Source organism: Frankia sp. BMG5.60, assembly GCF_059428125.1.
Window position 1 is genome coordinate 4,221,280 of record NZ_CM182091.1, and the last position, 14,536, is coordinate 4,235,815.

The following is a 14,536-nucleotide window of genomic DNA, read 5'->3' on the forward strand; positions in this document are numbered from 1 at the left end:
GTCTTGTGCCCACCGCTCGGAGCGGTTCCCCGATCCCCCACCCGTCAGGGGAGTACATGCCCTCGTCTGACCCCCAGCGGCGAGAGACCGCCATCCTGCCCGAGCGGGGCGACCTGATCGCCGAGCTCGCCGGGCGACTCGAAGCCCTCGACGCGCTGCTGAACCGGCTCGAGGACGCCGAGCGCCAGGCCGCCGACGCCAGCGAGCACCTCATCCGGACCCGGCGCTGGCAGGAGGACACCGTCCGCACGATCCAGGAGGAGCGGGCCCGCATGCGTCAGCGCCAGCACGCGCTGGACGAACTCGCCGATCACGCCCGCGCCGCCGTGGCCGCTCTGGCCCACCACCGCTCCCTGCCCCGCGAGGTCCACGAGCTCGCCGTCGAACTCCAGGTGCTCGACGCGGCCGGATTCCTGACCCGGCGCGGCCGGGCCCGGTGAGCCCGCGTCCGACCGGGGATACCGGTACCCCCACCCGTTCGACTACATGACGTAATCGAATGGTGCTCGACCGGAGCGACCGGGGCGGGCCGGGGCTTCCGTCGGCGTCGGGCCGGCCTTCCGCACCGACCCTCGCGGCGAGGGCGGAACCGCAGGCCATACCCGGTTCCGGCGGCCGATGAGGCCGCCGCGGTGGCCTCCGGTACGGGTCGGACCGAGTGCCATGCCAAGGGGCACTTCGGTGCACACTCGCTGTAGTTGGGAAGGACTAGTGTTTACCCACCCGGTCAATGTGGACTAGTCTCACGCCGACGTCACGACAACACCGGGCCGAACGCCGAATCCTGCCCCCGGCCACGGTGTCCCCTCCGAGTCGTCATCTGGGGCAGGAGCGGGGGACCCACCTCCACCGGCCGACACCGACCCGCGGTGCTGGCCTCGGGGTCAAGTCCGATGTGCGTGAAGGCCACGCCTCGGACCGGGCAGCCCAGCCCGAACCCGACAGCTCACTTCGCAGGCGTACGGGAAGGAATACACCGTTGTCCGCGCAAAGCGTGCAGCTCGACGAAGATTCGCGCGTCGCCGGTCGCGGCCGTCACCGCGCCCAGTCCGTGCCGCCGGTCGCCCGTAGCCGGGCCCGTGCTCGCGCCTTCGCCGCGATGACCACCGGGACCGTCGCTGTCTCCGGAGTGGCCCTGGCCGGCTGCGCCACCGATGTCCACGCCGACACGGCGTTGGAAGAGTCGCCGAACACCGCCCCGATCACCCTCGCCGCGCAGATCGGCTCGCATGCCGCCCTCGGTGGCAGCATCGCCGCGGCGGCGGTCAGCGAGCACAGCTCCTCGGGCATCACTCTCGGCGCGACGAACGGCCTCGACGCCCCGCCCCTGGCCGGCAAGGTCCAGGTCGGCCTGCGGGTGACGAACCCCAACGTGACCGTGAACGCGGACGAGCCGGTCGACATCGGCTTCTCGCTGTACAACGAGGCCACCCACGAGCCGCTGGCGAACCAGCTCGTCAAGGTGCAGGTGAAGCTCCCCACCGGGTGGGCCACCTTCAAGCACCTGCAGACGAACGCGCAGGGGTACGCGTCCTACACGGCGCGGGTGCTCACCACGACGAACGTCACGGCGATCTTCGACGGCACCGACGCCCTGCAGTCCGCCCACTCGGTGAACGACGCGACCCTGAACGTGCGCCCGCAGCGGACCGCCCAGCTCGCCGGCGTCGCCTCCCGCCTGGGCAGCCTCGCCGGCGGCGTCTCTGTCGGTTCCACCCAGGTGTCCGTGCCGGTTCCGTCCAGCTCGATCGGCGCGAAGGCCGTCTACCTGGCCTCCCTGCAGGCGGGCAAGCCGTACGTCTACGGCGCCGACGGCCCGAGCTCGTTCGACTGCTCCGGGCTGGTCCAGTACGTCTTCAAGCAGCTCGGCAAGAGCCTGCCGCGGACCACGGACGCCCAGTTCGCCGCCACCACCCGGGTGTCGCAGTACAACAAGCAGCCCGGCGACCTGATCTTCCTCGGCTCGCCCGGGGACATCTACCACGTCGGCATCTACGCCGGCAACGGCAAGATGTGGGTCGCCCCGCACACCGGCAGCGTCGTGAAGCTCCAGTCGATCTACACCACCTCCTACTACGTCGGACGCGTCTAAGAGCGTCCACGCCAGCGCATCGTGCCCTGCGGCGCAGGCGCCGGCCATCCGGTGGTCACCTCGTTCGGCTGGAAGAGCGACGAAGCCCGTCCAGCCTCGAGCCGACCGCGACGCGGCCTCCCCCTCCGGTCGCGCGTGCGGTCAGACTGCTGGGCAGTCATCGGTCGACCCAGCGTTCCGCATCCCGTCATGCCCGCCCCGCCGGGCCTGCTCCCCCCGGCAGGCGGAAGGCGCGCATCGCCGACCCGTCCGGGTCACCATCGCCGCTGCCCCGGACGCAGTTCCACGACGCGGCTGACGCCGAGATAACGCCGGACCACCCGCACCTGCACCCGCTCCGCGCGTCCGAAATCCTGTGGCGTCGTGGTCCCGGCCGAGCCGGGACCAGCTCCAGTACGCGGGCCCTGACACCGCTCGCGGCAGCACCGACCCGACCTCGCTTCAGCGCCAGCCGGGCAACGCCTCCTTCCGGCCGGACGGACGTCAGATCTCCCCCCCATCTGACGTCCGTCCGGCCGGAAGGCCCCCGACCCCGCCGGCCTTCCCTCGGATTCCCCCCCCATCCGCAGCGGGAGGCCGGCGGGCCCTCGGGTTCCATCCGGCCGCTGAGGTCCGCCGATGCCGCTACCCCCCTCCCGGTGGCATCGGCGGGCTTCTTCCCTTCTGTGCTTCTACCCACCCGTCCCGGGCGCGTACGCGGCCGCTGGAGGCCGTGGAGGGCCGCCACCGGACGCCTCGTCAGGCGGGCCCGGGCCCGGGCCCGGCCTCGGCGGCCAGCGGTCGGTCGATCGGCGGGCCCGGGCCCCGCTTCAGGTTCTCGGACTCGGGCTCAGTTTCTCGGGCTCAGGTTCTCGGGCTCAGGCTCCCAGGTGGTGCTTGGCGGAGGCCGTCCACAGCGTCTCGCTGACCTTCTTGTTCCACTTGGTCTCGGCGACCCTCGCCTCCGGTGCCCGACCTGGGCAGGCGGACTGCGGCTCCTGCGTGAACTGGCCCACCACGCCGACGGCCGCGAAGATCGGCTTGGCGCCGCCGCAGACGACGCTCAACGCGAGCCGCGCTCCCTCGCCGACGCCCCACACGTAGATCCGGTTGGGGTCGACCTTGGTCTTCTTCGCGGAGACGTAGCTGACCACGTCGCGCAGATACTTCGCGTCGGCGCCGTCCGGGGAGTCGATCCGCCAGGTGCCGCCGACCGCCTCGGGATAGGCGACCGCGAAGTCGCGGGCGTTCGCCACCGAGCCGGCGGCGCTGTCATGGTCGAGGGTCTTGGCGTCGACGTTGTCGTCGTGCAGGATCAGCACCAGCGGGATCGGATCCTTCGGGTTCGACGGGGCGTGCACGAGCAGTTCCCGGTCGGCCGAGCCGTAGTCCTTGGGCATGCTGACGCGCTTGGTCTTCGGGCCGTTGCCGCGCTCGACGAAAACCCAGAGCACGACGATGACGACCCCGACGATGAGTACGGTTCGCTTGTTCTTGCCCCACCAGCCGGCAAGGGGATTCGACGCCACGATCCAACCGAACCACACCGGTAGCCGGGAAACGCCGAAAACGGGCGACCAGATGACGCTCGGACCTACTCCTTCGTCCGAGGCGGCCACGTGACCGAGCGGGTCATGGGACCGGCGTCCGGGTCAGGGGGTGGCGAGCGCGCGACTGCGGGCCTCGCGCAACACCTGCGCCTCCCGGGGGGCGTCCAGCGGCGGGAGCTCGCCGTGGATCCAGGTCAGCAGGAGGTCGGCGAGCGCCGGGTTCTGCGCCAGGACCGGCCCATGCAGGTAGGTGCCGATGACCCGGCCGTCGACGATGCCATCGGTGCCGCCGCCGGCGCTACCACCAGTACCGCCACCACCACCGTCAGTACCGCCGTCGCCGTCGCCGATCCCGCGGCGCACCACCCCCAGCGGGAAGCCGCCGGCCCCGGGCAGCCGCCTCGTGCGCCCCGCGTGGTTCTCGTAGCCGTACAGGGTGGGTAGGCCGAGGCGCGGATCGGGCTCGACGACGATGTCACCGACGGCCCGTCCGGGCGGCGGCGTCTCGGGTGGCGCGAACGAGCGACGGGTCTCGATGTCGACGAGGTTCAGCCCCTCGTGGATCTCCCCGCCCGACGGGAACGTCGCGCCGATCACCTGGTAGCCGGCGCAGACCGCGAGCACGGCCGCCCCCGATCCCACCGCGCGCACGATCGCCCGGTTCTGGCGGATGCCGTCGGCGGCGAGGACCTGCGGGGCGTCCTCCCCCCGCCGAGCAGGTAGATGTCGCAGCTCTCCGGCACCGGCGAGCCGGCGGGGACGCTGACCACCTCGACCGGCAGACCCCGCCAGCGCAGCCGCTGCTCGAGGACGATCGCGTTGCCGCCGTCCCCGTAGGTGCCGAGCAGCTCGGGGTAGATCAGCGCGATCCGGGTCGCCGAGCCGCGCCTCACCGGGAACTCCGGACCAGCAGATCCCGGAACGCCGTGTAGTTGGCGACCACGTCGACCACCTTCTCGTTGGCCGCCAGCGCCGCGTCCTCGGCGCTGGCGTGCACGCTGTGCGGCACCTCCGCGTAGGCCAGCCGCACGCTCATGTCCTCCTTGCGCCCGCCGGTGACGAGCACCTGCCGGCCGGCGAGGCGCTCGAAGGGGACGTCCCAGATCCAGGACGGATCCCGGCCGTCGGCGGTCTGCGAGTTGAAGTCGATGACGACGGGCCGGGGCGGCGCGTCGGCGAGCAGCTCCATCATCTCCACCCAGCCGGCGGGGTTCTTCGCCAGCAGCAGCCGGCCGCGACGGCCCTGCTCGCCGAGGACGACCTCCTGGTAGCGGCCCTGTACGTCGCCGAGGCCGGCCATGGCGGCCAGCGCCGCCTCGACCTCGACGCCGAGCTCGCGGGCCGCGGCGGCAGCCATCGCCGCGTTGCCGAGGTTGACCCGGCCGGGCAGGTCGAGGTGAGCCGAGATGGCACGGCCGTACCAGAGCAGCTCCCGGGGCCCGGTGACCGCGACGATCGGCTCGGGCCGGGCCAGCCCGCACTCGGACCACCAGCCGGCCTCGTTGCGGTGCAGCAGGCGGGCGCACTGGGGGCAGACCATCGCGTCGGCGGTCCAGTTCTGGCCGGCCGACACCCACACCTGCCGCCGCCAGCCGGCCGCCGCCCAGGCGACCAGCGGGTCGTCGACGTTCGCGACCACCGTGGCGTCCGGCAGCTCGGCGCCGAGCTCCCGCCACATCGACGCGATGCGCCGGGTCTCGTTGGACCGGTCGAGCTGGTCGCGGCTGATGTTGAGCAGCAGCACGACCCGCGGCAGGATCTCCCTGGCCACCTTCGGCAGCCAGATCTCGTCGACCTCCAGGGCGGCGGCGGCGTCGAACGGGGGTCGCGAGAGCGCGGCGAGGACGCCGGGCGCCATGTTCGCCCCCCCGCTGTTCGACTTCACCGGCCCGAGGGTGCCCAGCGCGCGGGCGAGCAGCCGGGTGGTGGTCGTCTTGCCGTTGGTGCCCGACACGCAGGCGGTGCGGCGGTGGGAACCGACCTCGGCCAGCGCCCCCGGGGAGACCCGCAGGGCGAGCTTGCCGCCGATCATCTCCCCCGAACCGCGGCCGAGACGGCGTGACGCCTCGGCCGCCAGGCGTTCGACGGCGAGCGCGGCCTGGGTCCGGGCGGTGAACCTGCGCGGGAATGATGTCGTCATCGCGCTTTCTACAGTGCCACGAGGGTGCCGGGAGACGAAGACCACCCCCGCTTCCGTTCGGTTACATCCCGATCGGCGCCGCTGCCGCCGGCGGCGAACCACCGTCGCCCCCGTCGTGGCCGAGTCTGCACGCCTGACGCCGTCGCCGCAGGTCAAACCGCGTGACCGTCCGGCCGGCGCCGACGGAACTTCCGTGTTACCGCCCGGTGTGCGAACGAGTGCCAACCGGACCACCATGGGGGAATCAACCCGGCGTCGCGGTAGAACTCACCCGACGGGGTGAACCGGAATACCCAAGGCCGGCCCTCGGGACGAGAATCACAGGCGACGCACGGCCGGCCACCGATCCGGCCGGGGCCGCGCGGGGCCCGGGACCCCGGCCGGGCAGCGGCCGGGCGCCAGGGACCACGCGGTTGCAGAAGGGACGTGAGGGCGCACAGTGACGACGAAGGCAATCGCGATCGCACGGGACCACGGCCGCTGGTCGGTGCACGATCTGGACCCGGCGGGCGCCGAGGATCTGGACGCCCTCACCGACACGATGCGCGACTTCGGTGACGACACCATCGTGGCCTTCCTGGAGGAGGACGACGAGTACCTCGCGATCGTCCGGGTCGGCGCCGACGAACCCGACCCCAAGGTCTTCCTCTCCGACCGCCGGGTCCTGATCACCTCCGAGCTCGCCGAGCGCCTGTTCGCCGACGCCCTGCCGTCGATGGCGGGCCTGGCCACGGAGGACGACGAGGACGACGACACCTCCGCGCTGACCCAGGCGGCCCCGGTCGGCGACCTCGACGTGCTCGTCGACCTGGGCACCTCCGAGGAGGCGCTGCTGGAGTTGATCGGCGAGGAGGGCATGCTGCCCGCCGACCTGATCAGCGCCCTGAGCGAGCGCGCCGGCGCCGGCGAGATCCTCGACGACGCCCGTGGCTGATCCCGCCCCACCGGGCGGGCCCGACCACAGCACAGCCACCGAACGCGGCGCAGCGAACGGCCACGACACAGCGAACGGCCATGGCCCGGCGGGCGGGCCCGACCACGGGGCGGCGATGGGCCTCGCGCTGGCCCAGGCACGGTTGGCGCCGGAGCACAGTGACGTCCCGGTCGGCGCGGTCGTGATCGCCCGGGACGGCGCGGTGCTCGGGGAGGGCCGCAACGCCCGCGAACGCGACGGCGACCCGACCGCCCACGCCGAGGTGATCGCGCTGCGGGCGGCGGCGGCGCGGGTCGGTTCCTGGCGGCTGTCCGGCGCCACCCTCGTGGTCACCCTGGAGCCGTGCACGATGTGCGCGGGCGCCCTCGTGCTCGCCCGGGTGGACCGGCTCGTCTACGGCGCCGTCGACGACAAGGCCGGCGCGGTCGGCTCGCTGTGGGACGTCGTGCGCGACCGCCGCCTCAACCACCGCCCCGAGGTCATCTCCGGCGTCCGCGCCGCCGAGTGCGCCGCCCTGCTCGCCGACTTCTTCGCCGCCCGCCGCCGCCCACCCGCCCGTTAGCCCGTTAGCCCGTCGACCCGTCGACCCGTCGGCCCGTCGGCCCGTCGGCGGTGTGCATGGGAGCGGCGCCTCCTGTCTCTTCCACAGGGATAAATCGGACGCCGAACCCTGTGGAAGAACCAGGTGGGCGCTCTCCCACGCATCCGCCGCTGACGCGCGAGCCGTCGGCCCCGCGTGGCGCGGTTCCGCGGAACCGCACGCCGACGCCCAGCCGGCGGCGGCGAGTCCCTGGGACCGGCCTGACGACCCCCGCGAACCGGACCGACGAGACGTCCGGTAAGCTCGCCTACGGTGGAGTCGCCTAGTGGCCGAGGGCGCACGCCTCGAAAGCGTGTGAGGGGGCAACCCCTCCGTGGGTTCAAATCCCACCTCCACCGCCCGTGTGCCAGGCAGAACGCCGGGTCCGACGCTCACCACGTCGGCCCGGCTTCGTCGTCTTGATCTCACTTCTGCTCTCGGCTGCCCTCCGAGCGCAGCCCAACACCCCCGAACCGATGCGACACCCTGAGTGCAATGCGGGTCATGTCCCGGAGGTGTCGGAACGCTCCATCGCGGCGCCCTGAATGCGAGGCGCGCGGCCCGATCCCTTTTCGCCCACCCGACTCGGGCGACCTCAGGGCTGCGTCGGTCGACGTCAACTTGCAGCGGCTGCGGAGCGTGAAATAGTCAGCGCGGACAGTAATTCACTTACTGACCATGGCGCCGGCGCGATGGGGCGACGACGTCATTCATCACACGCACGACTATCCATCAGTTGCACGACCGGTGAGTCGGAGGCAATGGCATGGCGAGGATCGTCATTTTTGGTGCCGGTGGTCAGATCGGGCGCCGCATCACCGACGAAGCAATTCGACGGGGACACGAGGTCACCGCGGTCGAGGTCGACGCGGCCCGCGTGAAGAAGCTTCCGCGCAAGGCCAACGGGGTCGAGGGCGACGTCACGTCGCGCGACTCCGTGCAGCGCCTGGCGCAGGAGGCGGACGCCATCGTCGTGGCGGTGGGTGGTGTCGACCGTCCGGTGCACGCGAACGCCGCGCGTACCCTCGTCGACGTCCTGCCCCGCATCGGCGACCAGGCTCCGGCCGTCCTGCACGTCTCCAGCGGCGGCACTCTGGAGGACGACAACGGCCAGCGGCTCGTGGACAGCCCGGACTTCCCCGCCGCCGAGCGCAAGGACGCGCTCGACCAGGTGGACGCGCTCGACGTGTACCGGGGTGCGCGCAACGTGCGCTGGGCGGCCATCGCTCCGCCGCCGCGCAACCTGGGCCAGGGGCAGCGTCGGGGCGCCTACCGCACCGGTAACGACCGGCCCGTGGTGGACGCTCAGGGCGAGATGGGCATCTCCCACGAGGACTTCGCGATCGCCGTCGTCGACGAGGTCGAGAAGCCGCGTAACCGCAACCGTCGTTTCACGGTGGGCAACTGACCTTCCCGACTGAAAGGCAGCCCGGGCGAAGCCAGGGTTGAAGCGTGGCACCGGCCGGCTCACCGCCGCCGACGCCGGACCGCCGACGATGCCGGGCGGTGGAAGGCGACGGCTGCCCGCCGGTCGCCACGCCTGGGCGGCGCGGGTCGAAAGGACTCGCGCCGCCCGACTCTGCCCGGTGCAGGCCCGGTGCAGGCCCGGTGCAGGCCCGGTGCAGGCCCGGTGCAGGCCCGGTGCAGGCCCGGTGCAGACGTGGGCCACGGGATCGCGGAGCACAAGCCGCGGGTTTCCGGCACCGCATACCGCAGACGGTTTCCGGCGCCGAACACCGCAACTCGCGATCGCGGTCAGGCCATCGTGTTCAGAATGGCCTCAATGTCGGCCGGGGTGGTGCGCGGATTGACGACGGCGAAGCGGGCGACGGTCTCCCCGTCGTGCCGGGTGGGCGGCACGAAGGCGAATCCCTCGCGGAGCAGGTTGTCGCTCCACCGGTGATAGTCGGCGTCCCGCCAGCCGAGCCGGCGGAACACCACCACGGAAAGCTCCGCCGGGCGGACGAGTTCCAGCTCGGGTCGCGCCGCGATCTGCGCCGCCGCCGCCCGCGTCGTGGTCAGCGTGGTCTCGATCGCCTCGGCGTAGGCCCGGGTGCCGTGCGCCGCCAGGGAGAACCACAACGGCAGCCCACGAGCCCGTCGGGACAGCCCGATGGCGTAGTCGGACGGATTCCAGTTGGCGGCCGAGTCGAGCACGTCGAGATAGCCGGCCCGCTGCGGACCGTGCGCCGCCCGGGCCAGGGCGGGATCGCGGTAGATCAGCGCGCAGGCGTCGAACGGCGCGAACAGCCACTTGTGCGGATCGACGATGAACGAGTCCACGTCGGCGATCCCGTCGAACAGCGGCCGGGCCGAGGGCGCGGCGAGCGCCGCCAGGCCGTAGGCACCGTCCGCGTGCACCCACAGACCGCGGTCGCGACCGACGTCGACCACGCCCCGCAGATCGTCGACGATGCCGAACTGGGTCGTCCCCGCAGTCGCCACGACGGCGAAGACCCCGTCGGGCGCGCCAGGTTCGCCCTGTCCGGCGAGGTCGTCGAGCGCAGCGGCGAGCAGCGGGCCGGTGAGCCGGCCCTCCTCCCCCGTCGGCACGGCCACGATGTCCGCGTCGAGCACGGTTGCCGCCTGGTAGAGCGACGAGTGGGCCTCCGCCCCGCAGACGAAGCGCCAGCGCGCCGGCACCGGCCGGCTCTCGGCGACCAGCCTCGCCCGGGCGGCCTGGCGGGCGGCGACGAGCGCGGACAGGTTGCCGACCGTGCCACCGGGCACGAACACGCCACCGGCCGTGGCGGGCAGGCCCGCGAGGTCGGCCAGCCAACGCAGCGTCTCGTTCTCGGCGTGGACCGCGCCCGCACCCTCCATCCAGCTTCCGGCATAGATGGACGACGCGCCGACCACCACGTCGAACAGCACCGACAACCGGGTCGGGGCGGCGGGGATGAAGGCGAGGTTGCGCGGATGGTCCGCCGAGATACAGGCGCGCGAGAGCACCTCGTCGAAGGTCTCCAGGGCTCGGCGACCGCCGATCCCGTCCGCCGTGATCGTCCGGCCGGCCCTGGCGGTCAGTTCCGCCGGCGTCGCCGGACCGTCCAGGGGAACCGGATCGAATCCGAGGCGGACCCCGGTGAAGTCGAAGATCGCCTGCAGGAGATCGGCCGTCTCGGCGTCAAACTGATGCACGTACGGACCGTCCCACGCCACGTTGCTCGACAGGCAACCGCCGAAACGGCGATCCGATCACAACCGAACCCGGCGGGACCGATTGCCGTGCCTCATCGAGGCGCGCGGTGGATTCCGCCGATCGGCGCCGACGCGGCGCGGACCTATGCGTCCTGCTTGCCGCGCTGCCGACGGAAGAGGAAGCCGCCACCGACGAGTGCAACCAGCAGAACAATCGCTCCGACACGCTTCACAACAAACCTCCACGATGAGGACTCACGTCAACACGACGGCAAAACCGGCAACATCCACGACGGCGGACCGTAACCGGCGAGAAGCCCCACCGATCGACCCGATCCGGGCCGGCTGGCGCTTGCCTCTGCCGTCGGAAACCGAGCATGCCATGAACGGTGCCCGGGTGTGCGGCCGGGCCGCCGGATTATCGGCCGCGTCCCCCGTGCGGGGCAGGGACAGGTGCCGTATGGCGGGGCAATCTTCGTAGGAGGCGCCGCCGCGAAGGCGATTTCGCGGCGCGCCCGCACGGGGGTGGGCGTCGGGTGGCCCGCGCCATGCCCGGGTGCGGCGGCGTCGTGAGATCAGGTGACGGCCACCACTACGCGGCCGCCGGCTCACCGCACGCCGCATCCGGCGGCGCGCGGCACTGCGGGGCGGCACGGCGAGGCAGGCACGGCGGGGCGGGGCGGCACGGCGGGGTTCACGGACCCAGACGGCAACACCCTCTCGCTGACCACGTTCGCCGCCCGGGACGGCGGCGACAGCGGCAACGGCGGGCGAGGCGGCGAGGCGGCGAGGCGGCGGGCATGGCGGTGGAGATGGCTCGCGGGCGGGCCGGCTCGGCGACGGATAACCGACCCCGGCGTCCCGTTATCCATCATTTCCCCGAGCTCCACCATCTGTTCATCCGCGCTTAAGTTAATACTCCGCCGCCGGCGGGTCGATTCCGAGATTTTCCCCGCGACCGGTTGGCCGCCGCCTGCCGCGAACCCGTATTTGTACCGGCCGTGCGGTACTCGGGGGCGGTAGTATCGACGCCCTACCGCGTTTGCACGGCAATGTGCGCGGCGATTACTGGGGATGAGAGTGGCGCGCGTCTTCGTCAGCCACGCCAGCTCGGACGCGGAGTTGGCCGACCGGATCTACCGCACGCTGGCCGATCTCGGCCATCGAGCATTCCTGGCCCGCGACATCCGGACGGGAATCCGGCCGGGCGAGGTCTGGAAGGAGCGCCTGCACCAGGAGTTGCGGGCCGCGGACGCCGTCATCTGTGTCGTGACCGAGGCATACAACACCTCCCCCTGGTGCGCCTACGAAATCGGGATCGCTCACGAGGTCGGGAGCCTGCTGCTGCCGCTGCGGGCCCAGGCAGGGGTGGCCTCGCCCCTGCTCGACGACCGCCAGCACGTCGCCGTCGTCGACAACAGCGGGTGGATCGGCGATCTGGATGGCCCGCTGCGGCGGGTGGACGCCGCCGGGGGCCTGGGCTGGGCGTGGGACCGCTCGCCGTTCCCGGGGCTGCGGCCGTTCACCCGGGACATGGCGCGCGTCTTCTACGGGCGCGCCGACGAGCTTCGGCGGCTGGCCCACCGGCTGCGCGCGCTGAGCGACCGGCGGCTGCTGCTCGTCGTCGGCGGGTCCGGGTGCGGCAAGTCGTCGCTGGTCACCGCGGGGTTGACGGCGCGGCTGGGGGCCGAGCCCGGCTGGGAGGTAGCCGATCCGTTCCTGCCGGGCCGCGACCCGACCCGCAAGCTGGCGCTGGCGCTGGCGCAGACGGCGATCCGCGTCGGGCTGCGCTGGGATCCGGCCGAGGTGCACCAGCGGCTGGCCGCTGACGACCGCGCCCTGGTCGGGCTCGCCGAGGAACTTCTGAGCGCGGGCTACGGCCAGCACCGGGACCGGCTGCTGCTCGTCGTCGATCAGGGCGAGGAGCTGTTCACCCGCGCGGACGCCGCCGAGCGGGCCCAGTTCGCCGGGGTGCTCTCCCGCGGGCTCGACGGCCCCATCCGGGTCGTCATCGCGGTCCGGTCGGAGTTCCAGGACCAGTTGTTCGCGCTGCCCGAGCTGCACGGCACCCACCTGCACGCCTTCCCGCTGCGGCCGCTCGCGCGCGACATGCTCAGCGTCGTGATCACCGAGCCGGCCCGGGTCGCCGGGCTGTCGGTGGAGCCGGAGCTGGTCAGCCAGATGGTCGCCGACACCGACGGCGGCGAGGCGCTGCCGCTGCTGGCCTTCACCCTGCACGAGCTGGCCCGCAACCAGACCCGCGGCGGACGGCTGTCCGCGCAGCGCTACGAGGAGCTCGGCGGGGTGCGCGGGGCGCTGGCGCGCCGGGCGGACGCCGTGCTCGACGAGGCGGTGGCCGCCGCCCGCCTGCCCCGGGAGGAGATCCTCGCCGGCATGGCGGAGCTCGCCACCCTGGACGAGGGGGGCCGGCGTACCCGGCGCCGCATAGAGGTGGCGGAGCTGCCGTCGGAGGCCATGCGCACCGCGTTCGGCGTCTTCGTGGAGCAGCGGTTGCTGTCGACGGCCAGCGACAGCCTCGGCGGCGCCGGCGTGGGCGTCGTCCACGAGGCGCTGCTCTCCGTCTGGCAGCCGCTGGACTCGGCGATCCGCGAGCGGGAGGCCGCGCTGCTCAGCGAGGGGCAGGTCGAGCGGGCCGCCGCGGCCTGGGAACACGGCGGCCCGCTGTGGGACGTCGACCGGCTCACCGCCGCCACGACCATCCTGTGGGGGTCCTACGACCGCTTCCGTGCAGGCGGCCGGCCGGTCGTGAACCTCAACAACATCGGACGCAGGTTCCTCGCCGAGTGCAACCGCCGCGTCGAGGCGGCGCGCCGTCGGGAGCGCCGCCGCCGGCGCCGGACGATCGCGGTGCTGGCCGGCCTGCTCGCGGTGACGCTCGCCGGCGCCGCGACCGCCGGCTGGCAGGGCGTCTCCGCCCGGCAGGCGCAGCACGCCGCCGAGCGCGCCCAGCAGGCGGTGATCGCCCAGGCCCTGCTGACCAGGGCGGACGACGTGAGCGCGACGGACCGGATCCGCGCGCTGCGGCTGTCGCTCGCCGCCTGGGCGGTGCATCCGGACGCCGCCAGCCAGGAACGCCTCCAGACCCTCGCCAGCGGCCGCACGGCGCTGGCCAACGGCAGCCCCGTCACCGCCGTGACGTTCTCCCCCGACGGGAAGCTGCTGGCCACCGGCGGCGCGGACGCATCGGTGCTGCTGTGGTCGGTCGCGGCCGGCCCGGATCAGCCTCGGCGCGTCGGGCCGCCGCTGACCGGCCTGCACAGCCTGGTGACCGCGGTGACGTTCTCGGCGGACGGGCGGCGGCTGGTCGCGACCGGCTTCGACCGTACCCGGATGGCCTGGGACATCGGCGACTCGGCGCGGCCGCAGCCGGACGGCCGGACGGCCCCCGCCCTCGGACCGGTCGACACCTGCGTCGACCGGTCCCCCGTCGCCCCCGTCGAGGCGGTCGGCGAGGAGCTCGGCGGAGTCAGCCTGTGGTCCGTCGGCGACGGGACCGGCAACCGCCGCCTTCTGGGCTGGCTGCCCGCCGGCCCCGGGGAGGCGCGGGCGGTCAGGTTCTCCCCCGACGGCAGCATCCTCGCCGTCGGCTCCGGGCGCGGCGTGCGCCTGTGGGACGCCCGCACCGCCGCCCGGCTTCCTCCCGCCACCGCCGACATCGCGGACCGCATCGGCCGCGCGGACCTCGACGCCTGCGCGAGCGAGAACGAGAAAACCCAGGTTCACCCGGCGCGGGAAGGACGGGAGGGACGGGAAGGACGGGCCGGCGACGGGGCGGACACCTCCGCCCGCGACGGCCGCGATCTGCCGGCGCCCAGCCTGCGCCCCATCGGGCTGCCACTGACGGGACACACCCACGCGGTGTTCTCGCTCGCCTTCTCCCGAGGCGGCGGGGTGCTGGCCTCGGGCGGCAACGACGGGATGCTCCGGCTGTGGCGGGTGTCCACCGTGAACGCCTCCCGGCAACAGGTGGTCACCGCTGCCTGCGCCGAGGCCGGGGGCGGGCTGGACGCCTCGTCCTGGCAGTTCTACCTGCCCGGTGTCCCCTACCGCCCCACCTGCGCGCGATGACCCGCCGATTCGCGATCCGTCGCGCCGGCGC

9 protein-coding genes, 1 tRNA gene, 1 pseudogene and 1 riboswitch are annotated in these 14,536 nt (G+C 73.2%); of the genes and pseudogenes, 7 read left to right on the forward strand and 4 right to left on the reverse strand.

All coding sequences use genetic code 11. From position 1 onward, the window contains the following. Window positions 1–56 precede the first annotated feature (56 nt). Together AC5R91_RS17195 and AC5R91_RS17200 are read left to right on the forward strand one after the other, a co-directional pair. Window positions 57–440: a hypothetical protein gene (locus AC5R91_RS17195; RefSeq protein WP_011601890.1), complete on the forward strand. Its 384-nt coding sequence runs from the start codon at window positions 57–59 to the stop codon at window positions 438–440. 356 nt (window positions 441–796) lie between these two features. Beyond that, window positions 797–974: riboswitch (cyclic di-AMP (ydaO/yuaA leader) on the forward strand. Between the two features lie 5 nt (window positions 975–979). Next, window positions 980–2,092 carry a C40 family peptidase gene (locus AC5R91_RS17200; RefSeq protein ID WP_495392374.1) on the forward strand — a complete coding sequence of 371 codons (1,113 nt, stop codon included), beginning with the start codon at window positions 980–982 and terminating at the stop codon, window positions 2,090–2,092. An 857-nt stretch (window positions 2,093–2,949) separates the two neighbouring features. Here AC5R91_RS17200 and AC5R91_RS17205 read toward each other — a convergent pair. The 3 genes and pseudogenes from AC5R91_RS17205 to AC5R91_RS17215 form a co-directional block, all read right to left on the reverse strand. Continuing rightward, the gene (locus AC5R91_RS17205; protein WP_495392375.1) at window positions 2,950–3,618 is read right to left on the reverse strand and encodes a PHB depolymerase family esterase; all 669 of its coding nucleotides are present in this window, start codon (window positions 3,616–3,618) and stop codon (window positions 2,950–2,952) included. A 105-nt stretch (window positions 3,619–3,723) separates the two neighbouring features. Beyond that, window positions 3,724–4,514, reverse strand: a pseudogene (locus tag AC5R91_RS17210) (type 1 glutamine amidotransferase). Continuing rightward, window positions 4,511–5,761, reverse strand: a complete 1,251-nt coding sequence (locus tag AC5R91_RS17215) for a MurT ligase domain-containing protein (RefSeq protein WP_495392376.1) — start codon at window positions 5,759–5,761, stop codon at window positions 4,511–4,513. The pseudogene AC5R91_RS17210 and the gene AC5R91_RS17215 overlap by 4 nt, the downstream one beginning before the upstream one ends. 439 nt (window positions 5,762–6,200) lie before the next feature. On the opposite strand from AC5R91_RS17215, the gene AC5R91_RS17220 reads away from it, so the two are divergent. From AC5R91_RS17220 to AC5R91_RS17235, 4 genes are all read left to right on the forward strand, one after another. Further along, a complete protein-coding gene (locus tag AC5R91_RS17220) occupies window positions 6,201–6,695 on the forward strand; it encodes a tRNA adenosine deaminase-associated protein (RefSeq protein ID WP_495392377.1) in 495 nt (164 codons plus the stop codon). Continuing rightward, window positions 6,688–7,257, forward strand: coding sequence for a tRNA adenosine(34) deaminase TadA (tadA, locus tag AC5R91_RS17225; protein WP_495392378.1), 570 nt, complete (start codon window positions 6,688–6,690; stop codon window positions 7,255–7,257). The genes AC5R91_RS17220 and tadA overlap by 8 nt, the downstream gene beginning before the upstream one ends. Window positions 7,258–7,547: 290 nt before the next feature. Next, window positions 7,548–7,634 (forward strand) — tRNA-Ser (locus AC5R91_RS17230). Window positions 7,635–8,041: 407 nt separating this feature from the next. After that, window positions 8,042–8,683, forward strand: coding sequence for an NAD(P)-dependent oxidoreductase (locus tag AC5R91_RS17235; protein WP_495392379.1), 642 nt, complete (start codon window positions 8,042–8,044; stop codon window positions 8,681–8,683). Between the two features lie 347 nt (window positions 8,684–9,030). Here AC5R91_RS17235 and AC5R91_RS17240 read toward each other — a convergent pair whose 3' ends face one another. Further along, on the reverse strand, window positions 9,031–10,416 hold the full coding sequence (locus AC5R91_RS17240) for a pyridoxal phosphate-dependent decarboxylase family protein (RefSeq protein WP_495392380.1): 1,386 nt from the start codon (window positions 10,414–10,416) through the stop codon (window positions 9,031–9,033). A 1,074-nt stretch (window positions 10,417–11,490) separates the two neighbouring features. Between AC5R91_RS17240 and AC5R91_RS17245 the strand changes: the two genes are divergently transcribed. Beyond that, the gene (locus AC5R91_RS17245) at window positions 11,491–14,505 is read left to right on the forward strand and encodes an nSTAND1 domain-containing NTPase (protein WP_495392381.1); all 3,015 of its coding nucleotides are present in this window, start codon (window positions 11,491–11,493) and stop codon (window positions 14,503–14,505) included. The last annotated feature ends 31 nt before the right edge of the window (window positions 14,506–14,536 follow it).

Excerpts from the sequence above, each read along its gene's own strand:
- AC5R91_RS17195 (WP_011601890.1), top strand. The coding sequence starts at position 57 with ATGCCCTCGTCTGACCCCCAGCGGCGAGAGACCGCCATCCTGCCCGAG.
- AC5R91_RS17215 (WP_495392376.1), bottom strand. The coding sequence starts at position 5,761 with ATGACGACATCATTCCCGCGCAGGTTCACCGCCCGGACCCAGGCCGCG.
- AC5R91_RS17235 (WP_495392379.1), top strand. The coding sequence starts at position 8,042 with ATGGCGAGGATCGTCATTTTTGGTGCCGGTGGTCAGATCGGGCGCCGC.
- AC5R91_RS17245 (WP_495392381.1), top strand. The coding sequence starts at position 11,491 with ATGAGAGTGGCGCGCGTCTTCGTCAGCCACGCCAGCTCGGACGCGGAG.